Below are 24877 nucleotides of genomic sequence, written 5' to 3'. Positions count from 1 at the left end.
GCGGTCGGGACGATCATCCGTAGAATGGCCCGATGGATATGGCGATGACAAGACGTGCCGAAAAGCGCGTTAACCACCAATTTCGTGTCGGGTCAGGTAGCGGGCGGACCCTTGGCAAACTGTGGGAGGCCATCGGCCAGCACCAGCCACGGCTGCTTCGCCGACACCCAGATATGATCGGCCGGCGCGAAGCGTTCGGGATGGTCGAGCGTGCCGATCGTCAGGCCGATGGTCCCGGCGGCGGCACGTTCCGAAAACATCGTCGATCCGCAGGTGGGGCAGAAGCCCCGCCGGACGCTGGTATCGCCGTCATACCATGCGACCGGCCCGTCGATCGTGATGGAGGATAGCGGCACCATCACACGCGCGTAGAAGGCGCTGCCGGTGGCGCGCTGGCACCGATGGCAGTGACAGGCACGGACGTTCATCACCGGCGCGTCGCTGCGATAGCGACAGCTGCCACATAGACAGGCGCCGGTGATGATCTCGGTCATGCCAGCTCGACCGTGCTCACTTCATAGCCGCCGGCGCGCAGGCCATCGACCAGTCGGTCGAGATGGTCGCGGTCGCGCGTCTCGCATTCGATGTCGGTGATGAGGCCCTTCGCCGGCAGCGTCGTGAAGACGCGCTGGTGATAGACCTCGATGATGTTGACCGCGTGTTCGTGGAAGATCTTGGCGACGTGGAACAGCGCGCCGGGACGGTCCTGCAACCGGATGCGCAGCCGCGCCAGCCTCCCTGAGCGGGCGAGGTCGCGCAGCAGGACATTGGCGAGCAGGCGGGTGTCGATATTGCCGCCGCACAGCACGATGCCGACGGTCTTGCCCTTGAACCGTGCCCCATGCCCCAGCAGGGCGGCGAGGCCGGCGGCGCCGGCACCCTCGACCACGGTCTTTTCGATCTGGACCAGCAGGCTGACGGCCTCTTCGAGCTGGCGTTCGCTGACCAGCACGATGTCGTCGACCAGCGCGGCCACGACCTGTGCGGTCAGGCCGCCGGGCTGCTTGACCGCGATCCCCTCCGCCAGCGTATCGCCCGCGCAGTCCATGTCGGTGCCGTGCAGGCGGTTGTACATCGACGGGAACAGCTCGGCCTGTACGCCGACCACTTCTATCGGGCGGCCGGTGGCACGGGCGACGGTGGCCATGCCGCTGATGAGTCCGCCGCCGCCGATCGGCACGACCAGCGTATCGATGGCTGGCACGTCTTCCAGCATTTCAAGGGCAACGGTGCCTTGCCCCGCCATGATCCGGGCGTCGTCGAAGGGGTGGACGAAGGTCAGGCCCTGTTCGGCCTCCAGCTTGCGGGCATGGGCATAGGCGGCGTCGAACGTCTCGCCCTCCAGCACCACGGTCGCGCCGTGACTCTGCGTCTGCATCACCTTCACCGTCGGGGTCGGGCGCGGCATGACGATGGTCACCGGCACGCCGAGGCGATTGCCGTGATAGGCGAGGCCCTGGGCGTGGTTGCCGGCGGATGCGGCGATCACGCCCTTCGCACGGGTGGCTTCGTCGAGTTGCAGCAGCGTGTTGAGCGCGCCGCGTTCCTTGTAGGCGGCGGTGAACTGGAGGTTTTCGAACTTCAGATAGACGGTGGCGCCGGTCAGGTCGGACAGGGTGCGGCTGATAAGGGTCGGCGTGCGGACGATCGAACCGCCGATACGCATCGCCGCGGCACGTACGTCGTCGACGGTGAGGGGCAGGGCGGGCGGAGCGATCGGGTTCGTAGCCATAGGGTCCCGCGCCTAGCCGATTCGACGCAGCGGGGAAAGTCGGCGGGCCGAATCGCCCTTCGACCGGGTCACCATTCGACCGACAGCGTAGCGGAGATGGTGCGCGGGCTGCCGGGATAGTTGGTGGTCAGCGCGACCGGTTGTTCGACATAGAAGCGGTCGGTCACGTTGCGCACGACCACGCCCAGCCGGTAGCGATCGGCAAAGGTATAGCCCGCCGTGAGGTCGAACCGGGTATAGGCCGGCACCGAATAGCTGTTGGCGAGGTCGCCCGCCCGCGCGCCGACACGGATCGCGCCGCCACCCAGCATCAGCCCGGCCAGCGGCCCGGCGGGCAGGCGGTAGGTGGTCCACAGGTTGCCGCTCCATTCGGGCACGCCGCGCAGCCGGTTGCCGACCGGGATCACGCTGTCGCGCGTCACCGTGGCATCGAGATAGCCGGCGCCGACGATCCAGCGCCAGCCGGGCAGCACTTCCCCGCTCAGGTCGAATTCGACCCCGCGCGAGCGCTGCTGGCCGGTGACGATCACGAAGCCGCTATTGACCGGATTGGCGCTCGCCACATTGTTCTTGACGATGTCGAAGACCGCGGCGCTGGCGATCAGGCGGCCGCCTGCGGGCGTGAACTTGATCCCGGCTTCGTACTGGCGCCCGGTTTCGGGGGGCGCGGTGCCGCCGTTGACCTGCGCCGCGGTGCGCGGCCGGAACGAGGTCGACCAGTTGGCGTAGAGCGCGACCGAGGGCACGGCGTGCCACACGATCCCCAGCCGGGGCGATGCGCGCCGCCCGTCCTCGGCGGTGGCGATGCCGGCAGTGGTCGTCGTCTGGTGGACATCGTCCCAGCGGACGCCCGCGACGATATCGACGCGGTCGCCGATCCCGATCTGGTCCTGCACATAGGGGGCGAGAAACCGGGCGCGGACGTCGACCGTGCGGAAGAAGGTGAAGGGACCGGGCCGCGCGCCCTGCACCGGTGCGGCGACACTGATCGATGCCAGCGGCGCGCGCCATTCGCTGGTCGTGCGCCGCGCGTCGACCGCCTCGAATCCGGCCAGCAGCAGGTGGGTGAGCGGTCCGGTGTCGAACCGGAACAGCGCCTCGCTCTGGCTGGTGGTCGTCGCCACCGATTGCGACTGGCGGACGCCGCGCCGCTGCAACAGCGTGCGCGCGGCGTTCAATCCGGTGAAGTCGGCCACGGTCCGCCCGCTGTCGCCGCTCTGGTACGACACGATCTGGCGCAGGGTCAGCCAGTCGGCGACATCATGCTCGATCCGTCCGCGCAGCCCGTGCTGGCGGCCGAAATTGCGCGACCATGGCTCGCCATAGCTGCGCGACGCCGGCCCGCGCACCGCGCCGTTCACGACCAGCAGGCCGCGATCGCCGGGCGTGACCTGATCGGTATAGTCATAGTCGATGTCGGCCCGGGTCGCGGCATCGGGCCGCCACGCGATCGACGGGGAGAAGAACACGCGGCTGCCGTCGATCTGGAAATCGCGGAAGCTGCCGGAGCGTTGTCCGGCGATGCTGAACCGCGCGGCCACGGTGTCGCTGGCGGGGCCGGTCACGCTCGCCTGCACCCGGCGCAGGCCGTTGCCGTCGACCTGAACCTGCCCCTCCGCGCCGAAGGTGAAGGCGGGGCGGCGGGTGACGATGTTGATCGTGCCCCCCGGTTCGCCCCGGCCGTACAGGACCGACGCCGGTCCCTTCAGCACCTCCACCTGCGCGACATTGGCGAGGTCGCGGACGGTTTCGGTGAAGTTCTGCGCCGGATTGGTCAGGATGCCGTCGATCGCATAGGACGACAGTTCGAAGCCGCGCACGACGAACAATTCGGTGCGGTTGCCCTGCGTCCCGCCGGGCTGCACGTTCGATACATTGGCGACCACGTCGGCCAGCCGCACCAGTTGCTGTTCGTCGATCGTTTCGCGCGAGATCACCTGGATCGCCTGCGGAATGTCCTCGATCGCGGTCCGGGTGCGGGTCGCGCCGGTCGCCACGTCGGGACGGATGCTGTGGCGCTTTCCGACGACCAGCACCTCTTCGATCAGCGTGCCGTCCTGTGCCAGCGCCGGTACCGGTGTGGTCAGGGCGATCAGCCCCAGTGCGCAAATCCTCGTCGTCATGGTCATGCCCCCGTCGCGGTGATGCCGAGCCTCCTGTCCGCGCAGTGTCCCCTGCGTCGGCCGGCATTCGCCGCTTCGGTTCGATGGCGAATTATATACAATGAGAGTCGTTAGCAATAACCGAATGGGCGGGATCGTACGGTCAGCCGCGTGCTTCCCTCTATCGCGTCCACGCGGCGCGCCTTACACAGCGGGCATGGCAATACTCGCATTCATCGGCACCGGCGTCATGGGCGCGCCCATGGCCGGGCACCTCCTTTCCGCCGGCCATCAGGTCACCGTCTACAACCGCACCCGTGCCAAGGCAGATGCCTGGGCCGCGAAGCATGGCGGCAAGGTCGCGGAGACGCCGGCGGCTGCGGCGGAGGGTGCCGATGCGGTGTTCGCCTGTGTCGGCAATGACGACGACCTGCGCGCGGTGACGCTGGGCAGCGACGGCGTGTTCGGCGCGATGCGAGAAGGCGCGTTGTTCGCGGACCACACCACCGTATCGGCGGCGATCGCGCGCGAATTGGCCGAGGCGGGTGGGGCGAAGGGGCTGCTAGTGCTTGATGCGCCGGTATCGGGCGGACAGGCCGGGGCCGAAAATGGCAAGCTGTCGATCATGTGCGGCGGGTCGGTGGAAGCGTTCGCCGCCGCCGAACCGATCATGCACGCCTATGCGCAGCGCATCGTCCATGTCGGTGCAGCGGGCGCGGGACAGACGACCAAGATGGTCAACCAGATCTGCATCGCCGGCGTGCTGGGCGGGCTGTCCGAAGCATTGCGGTTCGCGGAATGCTCGGGCCTCGATCTCGACAAGGTGCTGGAAGCGGTGTCGGGCGGCGCGGCGCAGAGCTGGCAGATGGTCAATCGCTGGCCGACCATGGCGCAGGACCAGTTCGATTTCGGCTTTGCGATCGACTGGATGCGCAAGGACCTGGGTCTCGCGCTGGATGAGTCTCGGCGCAATGGCGCGACGTTGCCGGTGACGGCGCTGGTCGATCAATTCTATGCCGAGGTGCAGGCGATGGGCGGCGGTCGGCAGGATACTAGCGCGCTGGTGCGGAGGATGCCCAAGTGATCCGGCAGGCTCTTACCGTTGCCGCGCTGTTGCTGGCCGGCACGGCGCAGGCCGATGGGCTGATCGACAATGTAAACGGCGTGGCGCTGGATTCGCGCGGGCAGGTGGTGCGCTTCGGCGGCATCCTGGTCGACAAGGACGGCAAGGTCGTGCGGCTGGTGCCCAAGGGCGAGAAGGCGCCGAAGAAGCTCGACTGGCGCAGCGACATGGGCGGCAAGATCGTGATGCCGGGCATGATCGACGCGCATGGCCATGTGATGTCGCTGGGCTATCGCGCGCTCGAACTCGACCTGTCGAACACGAAGTCGCTGGCCGATGCGCAGGCGGCGATCCAGTCCTATGCGCGCGCCAACGGCAACCGCCAGTGGATCGTCGGCGGTGGCTGGAACCAGGAGGCGTGGGGGCTGGGGCGGTTCCCGACGGCGGCCGAACTGGACGCGGCGGCGGGCGACAAGCCGGTGTTGCTGGAACGTGCCGACGGCCATGCGGTGTGGGCGAACAGCGCGGCGATCAAGGCGGCGGGCATTACCGCCAGGACGGTGGCACCGGCCGGCGGACGGATCGAATTGCTGCCGAACGGACAACCGTCGGGGGTGTTCGTCGATGCCGCCGCCAGCTTGTTCGATGCCGCCAAGCCCAAGCCGTCCCCGCGCGAACGCAACGCCGCGTTCCTGAAGGCGCAGGACTTGCTGCTGTCGACCGGGATCACCGCGACGGCGGACATGGGCACGTCGGTCGACGACTGGCTGGTGTTCCGGCGGATGGGCGACATCGGCCAGCTCCGGGTGCGCATCATGAGCTATGCCGCCGGACTGGAGCCGGCGCTGACCATCGCCGGGGCCGGGCCGACGCCGTGGCTGTACGGCGACCGGCTGCGCATGGGCGGGATCAAGCTGTATGCCGATGGGGCGCTGGGGTCGCGCGGGGCGTGGCTGAAGGTGCCGTATAGCGATGCGCCTAAGCTGACCGGGCTGTCGTTCATCAACGATACGACGCTGCTCAACCTGCTGAGCCGGGGCACGATGGACGGGTTCCAATTCGCGATCCATGCGATCGGCGACCGCGCGAACCGGCAGGTGCTGGACGCGATCGACGAATTGGCATCGTCGTACAAGGACGACCGGCGTTGGCGGATCGAACATGCGCAGGTGATCGATCCGGCTGACCTGCCACGGCTGGGCAGGAACGGGATCATCGCGTCGATGCAGCCGGTCCATGCCACCGGCGACCGGACGATGGCCGAGGCGCGGCTGGGACCGGCGCGGCTGACCGGGGCATATGCGTGGGCGACCGTTTTGCGCGACGGCGGGCGGCTGGCGTTCGGGTCGGACTATCCGGTCGAAAACCCCAACCCGTTCGTCGGCTGGGCGGCGGCGTTCACCCGCGAGGATGCCAACGGGCAGCCGCCGGGCGGCTGGCGGCCCGAGGAGAAGGTGACGCGCGAACAGGCGTGGAAGGCGTTCACGCAGGACGCGGCGTTCGCCGGTTTCGCTGAACAGCGCTTCGGGTCGCTGCTGCCGGGGCAGAAGGCGGACTTCATCGTGGTTGATCGCGATCCGGTGGCGGCGACGCCGGCGGAACTGCGCGCGACGCGGGTGATCGAGACATGGGTCGGCGGGTATAAGGCATGGCCGCTGAAGGATGAGCCGAAGGCGGTCGGGCGGTAGGCTGGATCGACTTTCAGCGCGGTCGAGGAAAGTTCGTCATTCCCGCGCAGGCGGGAATCCATATGCGCCAGCGTTGATGACAGGATCGAACCCGTAGCGTCTATGGATTCCCGCCTGCGCGGGAATGACGATAATGGGTATGAGGGCGACCCGAGCTGGTTGGCCTCAATGTTGATCGGCGTCGGGATTGCCCCCGGGACGGGTAGGGGGGCGGCCATCGTTGTTGGAGGGGATTTCCGAAGCATATCGTTCGCGAAAATCCCCCTCCACCCCCGCTTCGCGGCAGTTCCGCTCCCCGCGGGGCTCGGAGGATATTAAGTGCGTCGGCGCATGTGCCATCGCGGTACGGTTCGGATTGGCGGGGTGCGCCGGCGGTTCGCTTGCCCTACATGGGGGCGGACAGGAGGATCGATGCGAGCAACTTTGCGAACCGGATTGGGCCTGGCGTTGCTGGTAGGCGTGGTGAGTGCCACCGGGGGCGGCGCGGCGATGCTGCTGCGTGCCGAGCGGCCGGAGCCGGTCGTCGCGAAACCGGTGACGAAGGTCGCCACGGTTCGGCCGGCCCCGGTAGCGGTTGCGACGCCAGCGGCCGTTTCGACGCCTGCCCCGGAAGCGATGGTTGTTCGCCGCGTGCTGAACATCGATGGGCCGTTCACCCATGGCCGATGGGTCTGGGATGAGGCCGGCGCACCGGCCACCGGCAAGCTGGTCGTCACCATCGACCTCGATGCGCAGGTGCTGTCGGTGTTCCGCGACGGGTACGAGATCGGTGCGGCGGTGGTGCTGTACGGCGCGGACTGGAAGCCGACGCCGCTGGGTGCGTTGAAGATCACGCAGAAGGATGCCGATCACGTCAGCAACCTCTACGGCGCGCCGATGCCCTATATGCTGCGGCTGACCAACGACGGCATCTCGATCCATGGCAGCGACGTGCAGGAGGGTGGCGCGACCCATGGCTGCATCGGTGTGCCGACCGCGTTCGCGAAGAAGCTGTTCGGCGTGGCGAAGCTCGGCGACCGGGTCATCATCACCAATGGCAAGCGGTTGGGGATGGGTGGGGCGATCACGGCTTGAGGTTGCGTCGTTCGTTACCCCGGACGATCCGGGGTCGCACTTTCTACCCGCCGCCGAAGAAGAAGCGGGACCCCGGAACAAGTCCGGGGTGACGGTGAGGTGGGTAGGGACCGAGCCGTATCGAAGTACTTGCCAAGCGGCCCTTCGATACGCCGCTTTGACAAGCTCAGCGGCACCTCATGACCTGCCTTAAGGGGCCGTCGGCCTGTCGCCCCTACAACGCCTTCCGCATCCGGATCAGCGGTACCCGCACCCCGCCGACATCGGCATCGCCGCGCTCGACGGGCAGGTAGCCGCAGCGGGTGTAGAGGGGCTGGCCGCTCGCGGTGCTCATCAGTTCGGCGGTGCGGAAGCCCTCCGCCAGCGCGGCGCGTTCGCAGGTGGCGAGGATGAGGCTGCCGATGCCGCGGCGGGCATGGTCGGGATGGGTATACATCGCGCGGATGCGGGCCGGCTCGGTCGCGGGGTCGAGCAGGCGGACGTCGCGCGGGACCATGCCGTCATCGCCGCCATACAGGGTGGCGCGCCGGCTCCAGCCGCCACAGCCCACCAGCGCCCCGTCGACTTCCGCCACGAAACAGGTGCCGTCGCCGACCAGTTGCCGGTCGAGGCCCATGACCTGCCGGCTGGCGACGATCTGTTCGTCCGACAAAAAGTCCTGCTGTAATCGGTCGATGGCGAGGTCCATCAACCCGGCGATCGCAGCGAGATCGCCGGTGCGGGCAAGGCGGACGGTCGGTACTTCGTTCAGGCGACCGCCGCCTCGACCATCTCGTCGGGTTCGCGCAGCACATAGCCACGACCCCACACGGTCTCGATATAATTGTCGCCTTCGCACGCCATGCTGAGCTTCTTGCGCAGCTTGCAAATGAAGACGTCGATGATCTTGAGTTCCGGTTCGTCCATCCCGCCATAAAGATGGTTGAGGAACATTTCCTTGGTGAGCGTCGTGCCCTTGCGGAGCGACAGCAGCTCCAGCATCGCGTATTCCTTGCCCGTCAGGTGGACGCGCGCGCCGTCGACGTCGACCGTCTTGGCATCGAGGTTCACCGAGAGCTTGCCGGTGCGGATCACCGATTGCGAATGCCCCTTCGACCGGCGGACGACGGCATGGATACGCGCGATCAGTTCCTCGCGGTGGAACGGCTTGGTCACGTAATCGTCGGCACCGAAGCCGAACGAGCGGACCTTCGAGTCCATTTCGTCGATGCCCGACAGGATCAGGACCGGAGTTTGCACCCGCGCGACGCGCAGCTTCTTCAGAACATCGTACCCGTGCATGTCGGGCAGGTTCAAATCGAGCAGAATGATGTCGTAATCGTACAGCTTGCCCAGATCGAGGCCCTCTTCGCCCAGATCGGTCGTGTAGATGTTGAACCCCTCGGTCGTGAGCATCAGCTCGATCGCCTTGGCGGTCGTCGGCTCGTCCTCGATCAACAGCACGCGCATCGGCCTACTTCCCCCGTTTCGCGGCGCGCTATCGTCCCTGACCGGCGCGCAGCAAAAACATTACCGTAAACACCTATGAAGGCAAAAGGTTAATTTTTGCCTAATCGAAAACACTTCGTAAATTCCGTTGGTTAAGCGGAACGAAGGGTTCTGTGATGGTAAACGGCAGCGGGATCGAAACGTTTAGCGAAATTAACGCAGATTGCAGGACCGGCGAAAGCGATCGGACAGATAGTCGATCAGCGCCTCGACCCGCGCTGGGCGCAACGTGCCGGGCGGCGTCAGCAGGTGCAGCGCGACGCTGCCGCTGTTCCAGTCGGGCAGCACCGGTTCCAGCCGGCCGGCGGTGATGTCGGCATCGACGAGGAAGTCGGGAAGCCGTGCGATCCCCAACCCGGCGCACAGCGCGGGCAGCAGCGCTTCGCCATTGTTCGTCGCCAGCGGGCCGGTCGGGCGGACCGCCACTTCCTCTTCGCCCCGCCGGAAATGCCAGATGGCGCTGGGAAGGTTGGTGTAGCCGAAACAGTCATGGTCGCCGAGGTCGGCCGGATGCGCCGGACGCCCGCGCCGGTCCCAGTAAGCCGGCGCGGCGACGATGCGGATCGCGACGGGGGCAAGGCGGCGGGCGCGCAGCGAACTGTCGGGCAGTTCGGCGATGCGCAGCGCCACGTCGATCCCCTCGGCGACGATGTCGACCTTAGCATCGGACAGCGTCAGGTCGATCTCCACGCCGGGATGGGCGCCGAGAAAGTCGGCAATGGCGGGCGCGACATGGGCGAGGCCGAACGACATCGGCGCCGCCACGCGGACAAGGCCGGTGGGCGCGGCGGCGGCGTCGCGCGCCTGTTCCTCCGCCGCCTGTGCTTCGGCGAGGATGCGGCCGGCGCGCTCGGCGAGCGATTGCCCGGCATCGGTCAGCGTCAGGCGGCGCGACGTTCGGTGGAACAGGGTCGTGCCGAGCGACACCTCCAGCCGGGCCACCGCCTTCGACACCGTGGCCTTCGACACGCCGATCGACTGGGCGGCGGCGCTGAACGATCGGTGTTCGACGACGCAGGCGAACATGGCCCAGGCCTCGAAGTCGGGAAGTCGCATAACCCCTCCATCCGCGAAACGATCGGTTTCCGACGTTTCCATTTACGACATGATCGCGCGGCCTATCTTGGGGGTCAAGCAAGGAGATCGACGATGATCGACAAACGTGCATTCGACAGTCTGGGCCATGCCGACCATGGTTGGCTGAGCGCCCGCCACCATTTCAGTTTCGCCAATTATTACGATCCGCAGCGGATGGGCTGGGGTGCGATCCGCGTGTGGAACGATGACGAGATCGCCGCGAACAGCGGCTTTCCCCCGCACCCGCACAAGGACATGGAGATCATCACCTATGTCCGATCGGGCGCGATCACCCATCAGGACTCGTTGGGGAACAAGGGGCGGACCGGGGCAGGCGACGTGCAGGTCATGAGCGCGGGCACCGGCGTCCGCCACGCCGAATATAATCTCGAGCCGGAAACGACCCGCATCTTCCAGATATGGATCGAGCCGCGCCAGAAGGGCGGCGCGCCGGCCTGGGGCGCCAAGCCGTTCCCGAAGGGCGAACGGTCGGGCCGGTTCGTAACGCTGGCCAGCGGCTATGACGACGACGGCGATGCGCTGCGCATCCGGGCCGAGGCGCGGGTGCTGGGTGCGACGCTGAAGGCCGGCGAAAGCGTGGAACATAGCGTGGGGGCAGGGCGTCACGCCTATCTCGTCGCCGCGACCGGCGCGATCACCATCGACGGCGTCGCCTTTCAGGCGCGCGACGGGGCCGCTTTGTCGGGCGGGCAGACCGTCACCATTGCCGCGACCGAGGACGCCGAAATCGTCCTGGTCGATTCCGAATAAGCCCAAGGGAGTATCTGACGATGTCGAAGGTTCTGGTCCTATATTATTCGTCCTATGGCCATGTCGCGAAGATGGCCGACGCCGTTGCCGAGGGCGCGCGTTCGGCCGGTGCCGAGGTGGATGTCCGCCGGGTGCGCGAAACCGCGCCGGCGGAGGTCGCCAAGTCGGCGGGGTTCCAGGTCGCGGATCATCACGCCGAACTGACCGATCCCAACGAGCTTACCAATTACGACGCGATCATCGTCGGCACCGGCACGCGTTATGGCCGGATGTCGAGCCAGATGGCGGCGTTCTGGGACACGACCGGAGGCGTGTGGGCCAAGGGCGGATTGGTCAACAAGATCGGCGGTGCCTTCACCTCGACCGCGACGCAGCATGGCGGGCAGGAGACGACGCTGTTCTCGATCATCACCAACCTGATGCACCACGGCATGACGATCGTCGGCCTCGACTATGCTTATGAAGGCCATACCGGGCTGGACGAAGTGAACGGCAGCACCCCCTATGGCGCGTCGACGATCGCCGGTGGCGACGGCAGCCGCCAGCCGACCGAGATCGAACTGGGGGGCGCGCGCCATCAGGGCAAGCGCATCGCCGAACTGGCCGCGAAGGTCTTCGGGTGAGAGGGGGCGGGGCGGCCATCGGGTCGCCCCGTCTTCCTTGTTCGCGCGAAGGCGCGGAGTGCGCGCTTGGGGCCAAGGCTCCGTTTATCGGGTAACATTCCCGTCCGGTGCAGCGATCAACGAGGCTGCTGGCGCGGGTGTCCGCGCCCCAGGCGAACCTCTCTCCGCGCCTCCGCGCGAACAAATTCCTTCTTCTTCGCTTGAAGTTTGATCCACCCTGTTTGAACCATCCGTTATCCCAGCCTGCGCCAGGGGCGTTCGCGGCGGGTCATTCGACCTTCGGCTCCGCCGGGAACCGCGTCCGCGCCTGCCGGAACAGCGAGCGGGCCGGTGCGGCGCCTGCTTCGGTCGCGGCGGTGCCGACCCAGCGCCAGTGCCAGGGTTCCCACTTCACCTGCTGCCTGTTGCCCGCCGGGAACGACATTTCGAAACCGTATGTCGCCGCGTTGGCGCGCAGCCAGCGGCCGGCCGGAGTGGCGGCGAAGCAGGCTTCGGCGTTGCAGGCCGGTGACGTGCTGGTACCGAAGTCGATGACGTAGCCGGTCGAATGCTCGCTATGGCCGGGCGGCGCGGAGGCCCAGGCGCGTTCGGCGAAGCTGCCCGATCCGTTGGCGCCAATCCCGCCGCAGAAGGTCACCCGCTGGAGGGCTTCGGAGCGGTGGCAGGATACGGCGCGCAGGGTGCCGGCAATGGCGGGATCGCCATTGGCGGCGGCGAGCAGGCGGGCGAGGTCGGTGGCTATCGCCGGATGCACCTTGCACGACCCGCCAAGGGCAGGGGGTGCGTCGACCAGCGCGGTTGCGGGCATGTCGGGATAGGGAAAATGGTTGAACAGCCGGCCATCGGCGGTCCGCTGCACCGTGCCGCGTCCGCACAGCTCGACCGGGCCGGTTGGACCGGCGGGGGGCAGGGTCACGATACGGGGTGGTGCTACCGGCGTGGCGGCGGGGGCGGGCGTCGGCACCGCGACCGGCGGCGCGGGCGCGGTGGTCGGGGCGCAGGCGGACATTATGGTCAGCGGGACCAGACGGCGGGCGAGGGCGGTTCGGCGCACAAAAGTCTCCGGCTGGGTCGACGGGATGCCGCAAGCGCACTGGCATGGCGTCGACAACGATGGCAAGGGAGCGGAATGCTTGACGACCTTGTCCTGTTCATCGACGGCGAAGCGATCGTCCTCGACAAACCCGCCGGCCTGCCGGTCGATCCGCCGCGCGACGGATCGCCCAGCATCGTGGGACGTGCCGACGAACTGCGCTTCACCTTTCAACGCGAACCGACCCCGGTCCACCGGCTGGACCGCGATACCAGCGGTTGCCTACTGCTCGCGCGCAATCCCAAGGCCCATGCGCGGTTCCAGCAGGCGTTCGAACAGGGGCGGGTGACGAAGCGCTATCTGGCGATCCTCGACGGCATTCCCGCCGGCGAATCGGGAGAGATCGACCTGCCGCTGGCCAAGGTCAGCACGGCCGAGAGCGGATGGCGGATGGTCGGCGATGCGAAGGGCAAGCCCGCGCGGACCAACTGGCGCGTGCTGCGCACCGTCGACGACCGTGCGCTGGTCGCGCTGTTCCCCGAAACGGGGCGGACGCACCAGATCCGCGTGCATATGGCCGAGGGGCTGGGCTGTCCGGTGGCAGGCGATCCGGTCTATGGCCGGGGCGGGCGGCACGGCATGTTGCTGCACGCGACCGGGCTGATGGTGCCGCGCGACAACAAGCCGGCGATCGACGTCACCGCGCCGTGGCCGAAGAGCTTCGTCGCGGCGGGGTTCGACGAAGCCTGACATGCCGCGCATCCCGATCACGCGGTCGATCGCGATCGATAGCGGCGAACTGGTCGAGAGCTTCACCCGCGCGTCGGGACCGGGCGGGCAGCATGTGAACACGACCGACAGCGCGGTGCTGCTGCGCTTCGACGTGGTCGCATCGCCGGGGCTGCCGGAGGCGGTGAAGCATCGGCTGGCGGTGCTGGCCGGATCGCGGCTGACCAAGGAGGGCGTGCTGACGCTGCGCGCCGATGCGTCGCGGTCGCAGGAGATGAACCGACGCGAGGTACGTGAGCGGCTGTTCGAACTAATCCGCGAGGCGACGATCGTGCCGAAGAAGCGCCGCGCGACCAAGCCGACTAAGGCGTCGCAGGTGCGGCGCGTCGATGCCAAGAAGGGCCGCTCGCAGGTGAAGGCCGGGCGGGGGCGGGTGAAGCTGGAGTAGGGCTTGCTGACATAAGCTGAAACCGTTCGTCCTGAGTAGCCGCTGAGCTTGTCGAAGCGGCGTATCGAAGGACCGTGGAGGAGGTGCTTCGATACGGGCCTTCGACAAGCCCAGTCCCTACTCAGCACGAACGGTTCTACCTGATGTCATCACGTTCTAAATCCTCCCGGGCACGGGGGGAGGATTGGCGAGTGGCGCCCTTCGTCCTACATCGCGCCTAATGTACCAGTTCGATATTGCCACCGGCGCCAAGGGCGACCTGTACCGCGACCTCCTGTCCGCCCTCGACGCGCTGACCGCCGGGGAAAGCGACGCCATCGCCAATATGGCGAATGCGTCGGCGCTGTTGATGCAATATCTGCCCGACCTGAACTGGGCGGGCTTTTATCGGCTGGTGCAGGACGAGCTGGTGCTGGGGCCGTTTCAAGGCAAGGCGGCGTGCATCCGTATCGCGCTGGGGCGCGGGGTGTGCGGGACGGCGGCGGCGCGCCGGACGACGCAACTGGTCGCCGATGTCCACGCCTTTCCCGGCCATATCGCCTGCGACGCGGACAGCCGCAGCGAACTGGTGGTGCCGATGATCGTCGGCGATCGCCTGATAGGTGTGCTCGACCTCGACAGCCCGTTGCCCGGCCGGTTCGATGCCGATGACCAGGCCGGATGCGAGGCTTTGGTGGCGTTGCTGGCCCCGCGCATCGGCTGATCTGCCCCGGCACGGGACGGTCGGTCCGGCAATCGCCGGATTGGCCGGGAACCGGGCGGTGTGGTAAGGTTTCGGCAACCATATCCGCGCGGAGCAACCGCGTTACAGGGAGCCGACCCGACGATGCGAACGCCCACCCTTGCCGCTATCGCGGCGATCCTTGCCTCGACCGGAGCCGCCCACGCGCAGCCGCGCGTCGGACAATCGCCGGAGGCGCGTCCGGGCCGGCCGGCGCTCTATCCCGGGCAGCCGCGCGTGAACCTGCCCGGCCCACGCTGGGGCGGAAAGGTGCGCGGACGCTGGTATGGCGGCTATTATGCACCGGGCGGCTGGTCCGCGTACCGGATGCCGGCGCGGGGCTGGGTCCTGCCGCGCTATTGGGTGGCGCCGAGCTTCTTCATCCAGGACTGGCCGGTCTATGGGCTGACGCGGCCGCAGCCGGGTTATGGCTGGTATCGTTATTACGACGATGCGGTGCTGGCCGACCGGGAGGGCCGGGTGTCCGATTATCGTCGCGGCATCGATTGGGATTCGCGCGACAATGGCCGCTATGTCCGCGATGACCGGGCCTATGATCGCTACGTTGCCGAGAACGACGTTCCGCCGCCGCCGGTCGCGCGGCGCGACGACGGGGTCGGCGGTGCGGTGATCGGCGGGGTCGCGGGCGGCGTGGCCGGGAACGTCATCGCGGGTCGTGGCAACCGGCTGGGCGGAACCCTGCTGGGCGCGGGTGCCGGTGCGCTGATCGGCACCGCGATCGACCGCGCCGAGGATCGCCGTGCGCCGCCACCGCCGCCGCCGGTTCGGCAGGGCTATGGCGCGGGCTATCCGCTGCCGGGCGAGGACGTGCCGGTCGCACCGGACGGCGGCTATTACGATGATGCACCCGCGCCGGGCGTGGTGTTCGGTCCGATGCGCGAGGAAGTGCAGCCGATCGGCCCGCGTCCGTATCCGCGCGGCGGCTATGTCGAGCGGCATGTCGGCGCGCCGCCGGTCGCGCGCAGCTATACGACGACGACCACGACCGAAGGGCCGGGGGGCTATGTCGCCAATGGCTATTATTACCCGCCGCGCACGGTGACGACGGTGACGATTCAGAACGCGCCGGTGACGACAACCACGACCGAAGAGGTCGTGACCTACGAAACGCACCGCGCCGCACCACGGCGGCGGGTGGTCCGGTCGAAGATGTTGCGGCGGTAACTGTCAGCGCGGGGCGCGACCGGCGAAGGTCGGTACGCTCTCCGCGCCCGATGTCGACAGGGCGGACACGGCGACGAAATGGTCGTCAACGATCACGCCCTTCAGCACCGCTTCGGCCCCGGTCACGTCGCGGCTGTTCGTCCAGTCCTGCGCATCGTTGCGCCGCCAGCGGATGCGATAGCCGGCCGCGTTCGCCACCGGTTGCCAGCGGACGGTCGTGTCGGTCGCCAGCGCGCCTTCGATCGAGACGCCGGCCGGTGCGGCGGGGGCGGCGGCGAGACGCGCGATGGTCGCTGCGTTGATCGCGGTCACCTTCGCGAGATAGGCGAAATCCATCCGGTCGATGGTGTCGCCATAGACGCGGGTCCCTTCGCGGCGCAGGTCCTGATGCTGAGCGTCGTAATTCTCGACCCCGACCGAAAAGCGGATCGCGGGATAACCGAGCTTCAGGAACGGTTCGTGGTCGCCGCCGCGCCCGAACCGGTCGGGCCGCCGATCGAGAAACACGTCGAGGCCGCCGGGAATGCCGGTCGCGATCAAATCGACCGTCTTGGCCAGCGCGCGCGACGGGCCGTCATCCTCGCCCCCGGCGGCGCGGCGAGCGATCTGCTGCTCGATCGATTCGGACGTGCGAATTCCTTCGGAAAAGACGCGAACCCGGTCGGCGACCTTGCGTCCGTCCTGTCCGACGGTGTTGCCGACGATGTCGTTGTTGAGCACGGCGGTGACCGTCCACCCACGCTCCCTGGCGGTGTCGGCGAGGAGTTGCGCACCCCACAGCCCCTGTTCCTCGCCCGACAGTGCGGCATAGACGATGGTGGCGTCGAACCGTTCCTTCGACAGGATGCGCGCGGTTTCCAGCACCAGCGCGACGCCCGAGGCGTCGTCATTGGCACCGGGGGCGTCGCTCTTCGCATCCATCACGTCGCTGACCCGGCTGTCGATATGGCCCATCACGATGACGACCCGTTTGGGATCTCGTCCCTGCTGAAATCCGAGCACGTCGACGACATTGACGCCGGTCGGCGCACGCAGCCCAGTGAAGCCGCGCGCGATGTTGGCGACGGTGATGCAATTGCCGCAGCCTGCGCCGATGCGGGTGAGTTCGTTCGCGAACCAGCGCCGCGCCGCGCCGATCCCGCGCGTCCGATGGTCGGGATCGGAGGCGGTGTGTCGCGTGCCGAACCCCACCAGGGTCGCGACGTCGGCGCGCAGCCGTTCGGGACGCGGAGTGTCGCGCGCGCCGGCGGCGGCGGTGAGGATCAGGGCGGGCAGGAGCAACATCGATCGCATTTTCGGGAGGATGCCGCGTTCGGCGATCCCGCTCAACCGGTTTCGATCGATACCCATCTGCACCTAAAACCTACCTTGAAGGTGGGGTTGATGCAGAAATAGAATGTTTGGTTTCGTTTTTTGCAATTGCTAATGGATCGGTTGCGGTGCACAACGACTGTGCCTTTCAGGCATCCTCTCCTAAAACTTTTCAAGGGTCGGTTCGCCGGCCCTTTTTTTTGTGCCCGGAGCGCGCTAACGGACCTCCACCAGCGCTGCGCTGAATTATAAGAGAGGATGTGCCGGACACCCGGCGAACAGCAGCAGCCCGCGGGGGATCGAGCGCGAATCGCTGCTCTCCCCCGCACGGTATTCCGCAGATGTACTTTGGACTCGCCAGGCTGAACGGTGGCTGACGTTGCGAATCAGCTCAGGCGATCAATGCCTTCGCGGTCGAGGCTGCCGGGGATTATCATCAACGGCACGGGCAGGGCGCCCGCATCGGTGCCCGCGAAATGGGTGACGAGCGGCCCCGGCGATCCGGTGGCGGCCGCGCCCAGCACCAGGGCGGCGATGTCGGGATTGGTGGCGATCATGTCGCGGACGATTCGCGGGCCGTCGCCGATCTTAACCGTCAGATGCGGTTGCAGCCCCGATTCGGCGATCAGCGTACCGGCGGCGGCCTGTACCAATGCCTCGGCGCGCTCGGTCGCCTCTTCCTCGATCGTCGCCTGCACGCCGCCCCAAGGGGCGAATTCCTGTGGCTCGACCAGTGCCAGCACCTCTACGCCGCCATTGGTCTTGACCGCACGGCGCGCGGCGAAGCGCAGCGCAACGGCGCTTTCCGGGCTTTCGTCGACCACCACCAGATATGTCCGCATCGCATCTTCCCCTGACGCACCGGTTCATGCGCCGGTTCGCGTCGGTCATGCAAGGTCGTGCCGGGGCTTGACCGGGAGCCGTCCGACAGCGAAGAGGCGCGACGAGCCTGAGAGGACCATTCTGCCCCATGCCGATCGAGATCAAGATGCCCGCCCTGTCCCCCACCATGGAAGAGGGGACGCTGGCCAAATGGCTGGTGAAGGAAGGCGATACCGTCAAGTCCGGCGACATCATGGCCGAGATCGAGACCGACAAGGCCACGATGGAATTCGAAGCCGTCGACGAAGGCACGATCGGCAAGGTGCTGGTCGCCGAGGGCACCGACAATGTGAAGGTCGGCGCCGTGATCGCCATCCTCCTCGAAGAGGGTGAGGATGCGTCGGCGATCGGCAGCACGCCGGCCAAGGCCGATGCGCCGAAGGAAGAGGCTCCCAAGGCTGAAGCCCCCGCCGCGACCGAAGCGAAGCCGGCGCCTGCCGCACCCGCTGCCCCCAGCGACGGCAGCCGCGTGAAGGCCAGCCCGCTTGCCCGCCGCATCGCCGCCGACAAGGGCCTCGACCTGTCGGGCGTCGCCGGCAGCGGCCCCAACGGTCGCATCGTCAAGGCCGACGTCGAGAGCGCCAAGCCCGGTGCCGCGAGCGCCCCGAAGGCGCAAGCCGCCGCGCCTGCATCGCAGGCCGCCCCGTCGGCGCCTGCCGCCGAAGCGCCCAAGCCCGCCGCCGTGTGGTTCGACGATTCGATCCCGCACACGGTCGAGAAGCTGTCGAACATCCGCAAGACGATCGCGCGTCGCCTGACCGAATCGAAGCAGCAGGTGCCGCACATCTATCTGACGGTCGACATCCGTCTGGATGCGTTGCTGAAGCTGCGCGGCGACCTGAACAAGTCGCTCGACGCGCGCGGCGTAAAGCTGTCGGTCAACGACCTGCTCATCAAGGCGCTGGGCGTCGCGCTGGAAAACAGCCCGAAGTGCAACGTCACCTTCCTCGGCAACGAGATGGTGCAGTACGCCCGTGCCGACGTGTCGGTGGCGGTGTCGACGCCGACCGGCCTCATCACCCCGATCATCCGCGACGCCGCCAACAAGGGCGTGGCGAAGATCAGCAGCGAGATGAAGGACCTGGCCGGCCGCGCCAAGGAGAACAAGCTGAAGCCCGAGGAATATCAAGGCGGCACGGCATCGCTCAGCAACATGGGCATGTTCGGCATCAAGCAGTTCGAAGCGGTCATCAACCCGCCGCAGGGTATGATCCTGGCAGTCGGTGCCGGCGAGAAGCGCCCGTATATCGTCGACGACGCGCTGGGCGTGGCGACCGTGATGACGGCGACCGGCAGTTTCGACCACCGCGCCATCGACGGTGCGGACGGTGCGGAAATGCTCAAGCTGTTCAAGGCGCTGGTGGAGTCGCCGCTCGGCCTGATCGCGTAAATGCGCATCCGGCTGCTGACCGAGATCGTGCATGTCGTCGCGGGGATCGCGGCGGCATGGGCGATCGGGTCGCTGTCGGCGTGGTCGTATCCGCTGGGGCGGCGCGACATCTGGACGGTGACATGGGTGGCGATGGTCGTCGTGCTGCTGCTGGGCGTCCGGCAGGTGCGGCGCGCGATGGCCGAGGAACGCGCGAAGGGGGTGCCGCATGATCGTTGAGGATGCCGTGGCACCGCCGCCGGGACAGCCGGCGCTGCGCGTAACCGCCATGCCCGCCGACACTAATCCCTATGGCGACATCTTCGGCGGATGGATCATGTCGCAGATGGACATGGCCGCCGGACTGGTCGCTGCGCGCCATGCCAAGGGCCGCGCCGTCACCATCGCGGTCGATGCGATGCAGTTCCATGCGCCGGTCGCGGTCGGCGACGAAGTGTCGGTCTATACCGATCTGGTGAAGGTCGGTCGCACGTCGATGACGATCGAGGTCGAGGCCTGGCGCCGCGACCGGTTCGGCGAGGCGGTGAACCGCGTTACGCAGGCGCGCTTCGTGTTCGTGGCGATCGACGAACATCGCAAGCCGCGGACGATCGAGGGCTAACGCACGGAACTCGTGCGGCAACTAATTCGGCTGCTCGACCGGGCAGCAGCGAGCGAAAAGGCAAAGTGATGGCTGATACCTACGACCTCATCGTGCTCGGTTCCGGCCCCGGCGGCTATGTCGCGGCGATCCGCGCGAGCCAGCTTGGCCTGAAGGTCGCCATTGTCGAGCGCGAGCGGCTGGGCGGCATCTGCCTCAACTGGGGCTGTATCCCGACCAAGGCGCTGCTGCGCTCGGCCGAAATCTATCATTACATGATGCACGCCGCGCAGTACGGCCTGTCGAACGAGAAGCCGTCGTTCGACCTCGCCAAGGTGGTCGATCGCAGCCGCAAGGTCGCGGGCCAGCTGAACGCGGGCGTCAAGGGCCTGATGAAGAAGAACAAGGTCGCGGTCCATGAGGGCGTCGGCACCATCACGGCCAAGGGCAAGCTCAGCGTCAAGCAGGGCGACAAGACGACCGAACTGGAAGCGAAGCACATCATCATCGCGACCGGCGCCCGCGCCCGCGACCTGCCGTTCGCCAAGGCCGACGGTGCCAAGATCTGGACCTATCGCCATGCGATGGTGCCGCCCGAAATGCCGACGAAGCTGCTGGTCATCGGATCGGGCGCGATCGGCGTCGAGTTCGCCAGCTTCTACAACGACATGGGCGCCGACGTGACCATCGTCGAGATGCTCGACCGGATCATGCCGGTCGAGGACGCCGAAGTCAGCGAGTTCATGCACAAGGCGCTGACCAAGCAGGGCATGACGATCAAGACCAAGTCGGGTCTGGAAAAGCTGGAAGCGACCGCGAGCGGCGTGAAGGCCGCGATCAAGGGACCGGACGGCAAGGTCGAGCAGGTCGAGTTCAGCCACGCGATCGTCGCGATCGGCATCGTGCCCAATACCGAGAATATCGGCATGGAAGCGCTGAAGATCGAGGCTGAGCGCGGCCACATCAAGACCGACGGCTATGGCAAAACCAACGTCGATGGCATCTGGGCGATCGGCGACGTGACGGGTGCCCCGTGGCTGGCGCACAAGGCGAGCCATGAGGGCGTGATCGCCGCCGAAGCCATCGCCAAGGCGCTGGGCAACAAGGACGTGCACCCGCACGCGATGGACAAGAACAATATTCCCGGCTGCACCTATGCCCGACCGCAGGTCGCCAGCGTCGGCTTTACCGAGGCGAAGGCCAAGGAAGCCGGCTACAGCGTCAAGGTTGGCAAGTTCCCGTTCATCGGCAACGGCAAGGCGATCGCGCTGGGTGAGGCGGAAGGCTTCGTGAAAACGGTGTTCGATGCGAAGACCGGCGAACTGCTGGGCGCGCACATGGTCGGCGCGGAAGTGACCGAGATGATCCAGGGCTATGTCGTCGCCCGCCAGCTGGAGACGACCGAGACCGAACTGACCCAGACGGTGTTCGCGCACCCGACCATTTCGGAATCGATGCACGAGTCGGTGTTGGCCGCGTATGGCCGCGCGATCCACATCTGACGGACTGTAACGCGATCGTCATATCACTTGACCCGCGTCGTGCCGCAGCGGCATGGCGCGGGTCCATGAAGCAGCTCCTTCCGGCGATCGCCGCCACGTCGTTTCTGGTGGCACCCCCTGCGGTGGCGCAGACCGTGCAGGAGCTTCAGCGCCAGATCGACGAGCTGAAGGCGGTCATCGCCGAGATGAAGGCGGCGCAGGCGGCCACGATCGCCACGCCACCGGCTGCTCCGGTCGCGCCGCCGCAGGTCGCCATCGCGCCCACGCCTGCCGCGCCGCCGGTACAGGTCGCCGCCACGACACCGCCCGCCAAGCGCGAGAAATGGTATGATCGCATCCGGCTGCGCGGATACACCCAGCTGCGGCTGAGCGAGATCGTCTCCGGCGATCGTACCGCGCCGGATGGCGTCGCGCGGCTGCGATCGGTGCATGACAGCGGGATCGGCGACGATACCGGCTTCACCTTTCGCCGGATTCGGCTGGTGTTGCAGGGCGATCTTGGCGACCGCGTGTCCTTCTACCTCCAGCCCGATTTCGCGACGGCGGTCAGCAGCCAGTCGGTCGGCGAGCGGCGCGAGGGCTTCCTGCAACTGCGCGACGCCTATTTCGATGCGTTCCTCGATCCCGACAAGCGGTTCCGCCTGCGCTTCGGCCAGTCGAAGGTGCCGTTCGGGTGGGAGAATATGCAGTCGTCGTCGAACCGCGTCCCGCTCGACCGCAGCGACGCGATCAACAGCGGGGTGCCGAGCGAGCGCGATATCGGCGTCGTCGCATATTACACGCCGCGCCGGGTCGAGGACATCTGGGAACGATTGACCGAGGACGGGCAGAAGCTGTTCGGCAATTACGGCGCGTTCGGGGTCGGCATCTATAACGGGCAAGGCATCAACCGCGAGGAAGCGAATGACGCGGTGATGGCGGTGGCGCTGGCGACATGGCCGTTCGAAATCGGCGGGGGGCGCGTGCTGGAGGTCGGCGGCAGCGCCTATACCAATCGCGTCCAGCCCGAGGTGCGGACCGGCGGGGTGAGCGATGTGACCTTTGCCGACGAACGGGTCGGGCTGCACGCGATCCTCTATCCCGCGCCGATCGGGTTTCAGGCGGAATGGAACTGGGGGCGGGGGCCGGAATATGACCGGACGCTGCGCGCGATCACGACGAAGCCGATCCATGGCGGCTATGTCCAGGCGATGGCGCGGGTCAAGGCGTCGCCGGTCGGACCGTTCATGCCCTATGCCCGGTGGCAGACCTATCGCGGCGGGTGGAAAGCGGCGGTCAACGCCCCCCGACTGGAGACGGACGAGATCGAACTGGGCATCGAGTTCCAGCCGGTGCCGGCGCTGGAACTGACGCTGGCCTATGCCCGGATGGAGCGCGCCGAGGCGGACGAACGGCGGCTGGGGCGCGCCGAGGGCGATGTGATCCGGACGCAGTTGCAGTTGAATTATTAGGATTTTTTGGGCGGACGGGCGCCAAAGTTCACGAAGTTCACACTTGCCACGTTTTGCGCGCGGTGAGGATCGGCGGTGTCAAAGAACGGAGGCCGATGGGGGTCGCTGCGAAGAATGGCAGCGAGGCCAGCTGTAGGAAAGCGCGTTGCCGTGGGCGTTAACGCCTATGGGCCTGCATCCGAGGACCGATCGACATTCACATTCTATTTCGTCACCCCGGACTTGTTCCGGAGTCTACCGACCTGCAGTCGCGGTCGATCGAGGCTCACGCCGCCCCGATTGCCGCGCCGTGGACTCCGGAACAAGTCCGGGGTGACGAAGAGGCTGGGAGGCGTCGATCAGGAACGACCGGGAGTAGCTGAATGTCGATCCGTCCTATGCCAGTTCCCCCAAGGGCCGCTGATTCGCGCATTCGGGTGAGATCGCGTCCATAGCGGGGAATGCTGATGACAAGGATGATGATCGCGATGCTGCTTGCCACCGGCGTTCCGTCACCGGCCAGAACGCCGGACCCGCGCGAGCGCGATATTCGCGCGTTGGCGGCCAGGTTCCAGCACGCGATCAGGCATCGCGACAAGGCGGAGTTCCTGTCGCTGTTCCTGCGCCCGGAAGCGACGAACTGGCAGGAGGTCATGAGCGACGCGGCGGTGGCGAAGGATAGGTCGAGCAAGGGCGTGAAGGCCGCTTACGACGCCGGCAACAACCCGGTGGCATTCATCGACAGCATCGTATCGGGCAAGGGGAATGCCCAAGAGGATTTCCGCAACATCCGCATCCATCGCGACGGGGATTCGGCGGCGATGTCGTTCGACTATTCGTTCCGGATGGACGGAGCCGAGGTGAATGCCGGAATGGAACATTGGCTGCTCGTCCGCACCAACGCCGGGTGGCGGATCGTGTCGGTCGTGTGGTCGGTGAAATAGCATTTGGCGGGCCGGGCAATGCCGCTCGCGCCGGGCGCATGAAGCCCGGCGACACATCCCTAGCGCGCTTGACTCTTAAATCTACATATGTTGTGACTGCGTCATGGCGCGGAACAGATCCCCTTCGAAGCAAATGCGGCTGGTGCTGGCGTCCCTGTCGCAACAACGCACGGCGTGGCGGCATGGTTACGACCTGTTGAAGGAGACCGGACTGTCGTCGGGCACGCTTTATCCGTTGCTGATGCGGATGACCGATCAAGGCCTGGTCGAAGCGGAATGGCGCGCGCCGGCCCAAATCGGACGGCCGCCGCGCCATGTCTATCGTCTTACGGCAAGCGGCTTTGCGCTGGCGCTGGAACTGGCGGGCGACATGCCGGTGCCGTCGGGCAAGGAGGGTTTGGCATGAAGCCATCCCTTTCGCGTGCGATCATGGTGCTGGCGACGGCCTGCATGGGTGAAGACCGGCGTGACTGGGCGGCGGCGATGACGGCGGAGTTCGACGCTGCCGCAGACGATGGGCGGGCGATGTCCTTTGCCGCCGGGTGCCTCTTGGCGGCCGGGCGGGAACTGTTGGTCAGCGCGCATGGCCGGTTCCTGATGACCAGCTATGCGGTGGCGCTGGGGATCATGCTGCCGGTGGCGGCGCTGCAGATCGCCTGTGCGGTATTCGGCCTCACCTATCTCTATCCCGGCCATCACGGGCTGTCGGGTGCGTTGATCGAGGGCATGTCGACTGTTTGGATGCGCGGCTTCTACCAGAGCGCCGGCCCGATGCTGGCGCTGCTGCAACTGGCGATCGGGATCGCGCATCTGCGGGGCGCGTGGTTGTTGCTGGAACGCGACTGGGACGCCGCGACACGCTGGTCGGTGCGGACGCTGGCGACCTCGACCACGCTGATCCTGTTCATGGGCGCGCTGTTCATCGATGTCCGGCAAGCGGCGATCATGGGCGTCGTGGTCGCGGTCGAGTTCGCGATCCTGCTGACCCTGTCCAGCCGCCACGCCGATCTGGCGGTGCCAATGACCGGCGAACTGCCCGGCTGAAACCCGGTTCCGCGCGTGTGAGCCGATCCCCCCGAGCAGGTCGCGGCGGGGGCAGGATAG

26 protein-coding genes are annotated in these 24877 nt (G+C 67.1%); 17 read left to right on the top strand and 9 right to left on the bottom strand.

Annotation, left to right across the window (positions count from 1 at the left end; all coding sequences use genetic code 11):
- Positions 1-92 precede the first annotated feature (92 nt).
- The 3 genes from ASE83_RS15545 to ASE83_RS15535 form a co-directional block, all read right to left on the bottom strand.
- On the bottom strand, positions 93-494 hold the full coding sequence (locus ASE83_RS15545; protein ID WP_055792276.1) for a GFA family protein: 402 nt from the start codon (positions 492-494) through the stop codon (positions 93-95).
- On the bottom strand, positions 491-1732 hold the full coding sequence (locus ASE83_RS15540; protein WP_055792273.1) for a threonine ammonia-lyase: 1242 nt from the start codon (positions 1730-1732) through the stop codon (positions 491-493). Before ASE83_RS15540 ends, ASE83_RS15545 begins: the two co-directional genes overlap by 4 nt.
- Before the next feature lie 68 nt (positions 1733-1800).
- Complete coding sequence (locus ASE83_RS15535) at positions 1801-3855, bottom strand: TonB-dependent siderophore receptor (protein ID WP_200921912.1); 2055 nt, start codon at positions 3853-3855, stop codon at positions 1801-1803.
- 196 nt (positions 3856-4051) lie between these two features.
- Between ASE83_RS15535 and ASE83_RS15530 the strand changes: the two genes are divergently transcribed.
- The 3 genes from ASE83_RS15530 to ASE83_RS15515 all read left to right on the top strand — a co-directional run bounded on the left by ASE83_RS15530 (position 4052) and on the right by ASE83_RS15515 (position 7659).
- Entirely contained in the window at positions 4052-4918 is an 867-nt protein-coding gene (locus ASE83_RS15530; RefSeq protein ID WP_055792267.1) for an NAD(P)-dependent oxidoreductase, read from the top strand.
- Positions 4915-6585, top strand: coding sequence for an amidohydrolase (locus tag ASE83_RS15525; protein ID WP_055792264.1), 1671 nt, complete (start codon positions 4915-4917; stop codon positions 6583-6585). The genes ASE83_RS15530 and ASE83_RS15525 overlap by 4 nt, the downstream gene beginning before the upstream one ends.
- A 411-nt stretch (positions 6586-6996) precedes the next feature.
- Positions 6997-7659: a L,D-transpeptidase family protein gene (locus tag ASE83_RS15515; protein WP_055792258.1), complete on the top strand. Its 663-nt coding sequence runs from the start codon at positions 6997-6999 to the stop codon at positions 7657-7659.
- A gap of 214 nt (positions 7660-7873) precedes the next feature.
- Here ASE83_RS15515 and ASE83_RS15510 read toward each other — a convergent pair whose 3' ends face one another.
- From ASE83_RS15510 to ASE83_RS15500, 3 genes are all read right to left on the bottom strand, one after another.
- A complete protein-coding gene (locus ASE83_RS15510; RefSeq protein WP_082443416.1) occupies positions 7874-8347 on the bottom strand; it encodes a GNAT family N-acetyltransferase in 474 nt (157 codons plus the stop codon).
- A gap of 59 nt (positions 8348-8406) precedes the next feature.
- The gene (gene ctrA, locus ASE83_RS15505) at positions 8407-9108 is read right to left on the bottom strand and encodes a response regulator transcription factor CtrA (protein ID WP_055792254.1); all 702 of its coding nucleotides are present in this window, start codon (positions 9106-9108) and stop codon (positions 8407-8409) included.
- Positions 9109-9300: 192 nt separating this feature from the next.
- A complete protein-coding gene (locus ASE83_RS15500) occupies positions 9301-10203 on the bottom strand; it encodes a LysR family transcriptional regulator (protein ID WP_055792484.1) in 903 nt (300 codons plus the stop codon).
- 93 nt (positions 10204-10296) lie between these two features.
- On the opposite strand from ASE83_RS15500, the gene ASE83_RS15495 reads away from it, so the two are divergent.
- Positions 10297-10995: a pirin family protein gene (locus ASE83_RS15495; protein WP_055792252.1), complete on the top strand. Its 699-nt coding sequence runs from the start codon at positions 10297-10299 to the stop codon at positions 10993-10995.
- A gap of 20 nt (positions 10996-11015) precedes the next feature.
- Positions 11016-11618 carry an NAD(P)H:quinone oxidoreductase gene (wrbA, locus tag ASE83_RS15490; protein WP_055792249.1) on the top strand — a complete coding sequence of 201 codons (603 nt, stop codon included), beginning with the start codon at positions 11016-11018 and terminating at the stop codon, positions 11616-11618.
- Positions 11619-11886: 268 nt separating this feature from the next.
- Here wrbA and ASE83_RS15485 read toward each other — a convergent pair whose 3' ends face one another.
- Positions 11887-12627, bottom strand: coding sequence for a M15 family metallopeptidase (locus ASE83_RS15485; protein WP_055792246.1), 741 nt, complete (start codon positions 12625-12627; stop codon positions 11887-11889).
- Positions 12628-12747: 120 nt separating this feature from the next.
- Here ASE83_RS15485 and ASE83_RS15480 point away from each other — a divergent pair, with 120 nt between their 5' ends.
- The 4 genes from ASE83_RS15480 (at position 12748) to ASE83_RS15465 (ending at position 15734) form a co-directional block, all read left to right on the top strand.
- Complete coding sequence (locus tag ASE83_RS15480; protein WP_055792242.1) at positions 12748-13401, top strand: RluA family pseudouridine synthase; 654 nt, start codon at positions 12748-12750, stop codon at positions 13399-13401.
- 1 nt (position 13402) lies between these two features.
- Positions 13403-13828 carry an alternative ribosome rescue aminoacyl-tRNA hydrolase ArfB gene (gene arfB / locus ASE83_RS15475; protein WP_055792239.1) on the top strand — a complete coding sequence of 142 codons (426 nt, stop codon included), beginning with the start codon at positions 13403-13405 and terminating at the stop codon, positions 13826-13828.
- Positions 13829-14048: 220 nt separating this feature from the next.
- On the top strand, positions 14049-14531 hold the full coding sequence (locus ASE83_RS15470; protein WP_055792236.1) for a GAF domain-containing protein: 483 nt from the start codon (positions 14049-14051) through the stop codon (positions 14529-14531).
- Positions 14532-14654: 123 nt separating this feature from the next.
- Positions 14655-15734 (top strand): RcnB family protein, encoded by a 1080-nt coding sequence (locus ASE83_RS15465; protein ID WP_055792233.1) that lies wholly within the window; start codon positions 14655-14657, stop codon positions 15732-15734.
- Between the two features lie 3 nt (positions 15735-15737).
- On the opposite strand, the gene ASE83_RS15460 is transcribed toward ASE83_RS15465, so the two are convergent.
- Together ASE83_RS15460 and ASE83_RS15455 are read right to left on the bottom strand one after the other, a co-directional pair.
- Positions 15738-17027: a M20/M25/M40 family metallo-hydrolase gene (locus ASE83_RS15460; protein ID WP_082443422.1), complete on the bottom strand. Its 1290-nt coding sequence runs from the start codon at positions 17025-17027 to the stop codon at positions 15738-15740.
- A gap of 404 nt (positions 17028-17431) precedes the next feature.
- Positions 17432-17887, bottom strand: coding sequence for a universal stress protein (locus ASE83_RS15455; RefSeq protein ID WP_055792229.1), 456 nt, complete (start codon positions 17885-17887; stop codon positions 17432-17434).
- Between the two features lie 128 nt (positions 17888-18015).
- On the opposite strand from ASE83_RS15455, the gene ASE83_RS15450 reads away from it, so the two are divergent.
- The 8 genes from ASE83_RS15450 (at position 18016) to ASE83_RS15415 (ending at position 24817) form a co-directional block, all read left to right on the top strand.
- Positions 18016-19317 (top strand): pyruvate dehydrogenase complex dihydrolipoamide acetyltransferase, encoded by a 1302-nt coding sequence (locus ASE83_RS15450; protein WP_055792225.1) that lies wholly within the window; start codon positions 18016-18018, stop codon positions 19315-19317.
- On the top strand, positions 19318-19536 hold the full coding sequence (locus ASE83_RS15445) for a hypothetical protein (RefSeq protein WP_235513288.1): 219 nt from the start codon (positions 19318-19320) through the stop codon (positions 19534-19536). It begins immediately after the preceding gene.
- A complete protein-coding gene (locus ASE83_RS15440; RefSeq protein WP_055792222.1) occupies positions 19526-19918 on the top strand; it encodes an acyl-CoA thioesterase in 393 nt (130 codons plus the stop codon). The genes ASE83_RS15445 and ASE83_RS15440 overlap by 11 nt, the downstream gene beginning before the upstream one ends.
- Positions 19919-19986: 68 nt before the next feature.
- Entirely contained in the window at positions 19987-21399 is a 1413-nt protein-coding gene (gene lpdA, locus ASE83_RS15435) for a dihydrolipoyl dehydrogenase (RefSeq protein WP_055792220.1), read from the top strand.
- Between the two features lie 65 nt (positions 21400-21464).
- Positions 21465-22850: a porin gene (locus ASE83_RS15430; protein WP_055792217.1), complete on the top strand. Its 1386-nt coding sequence runs from the start codon at positions 21465-21467 to the stop codon at positions 22848-22850.
- A gap of 446 nt (positions 22851-23296) precedes the next feature.
- Complete coding sequence (locus ASE83_RS18995; RefSeq protein ID WP_235513287.1) at positions 23297-23773, top strand: hypothetical protein; 477 nt, start codon at positions 23297-23299, stop codon at positions 23771-23773.
- A 133-nt stretch (positions 23774-23906) separates the two neighbouring features.
- On the top strand, positions 23907-24179 hold the full coding sequence (locus ASE83_RS15420) for a PadR family transcriptional regulator (RefSeq protein ID WP_082443415.1): 273 nt from the start codon (positions 23907-23909) through the stop codon (positions 24177-24179).
- The gene (locus tag ASE83_RS15415) at positions 24176-24817 is read left to right on the top strand and encodes a hypothetical protein (RefSeq protein WP_055792211.1); all 642 of its coding nucleotides are present in this window, start codon (positions 24176-24178) and stop codon (positions 24815-24817) included. The genes ASE83_RS15420 and ASE83_RS15415 overlap by 4 nt, the downstream gene beginning before the upstream one ends.
- The last annotated feature ends 60 nt before the right edge of the window (positions 24818-24877 follow it).

The organism is Sphingomonas sp. Leaf32 (genome assembly GCF_001421765.1).
GTDB lineage: Bacteria > Pseudomonadota > Alphaproteobacteria > Sphingomonadales > Sphingomonadaceae > Sphingomonas.
Note: the sequence above shows the minus strand (reverse complement) of the source record. Positions and strands in the feature narration are given on the sequence as shown.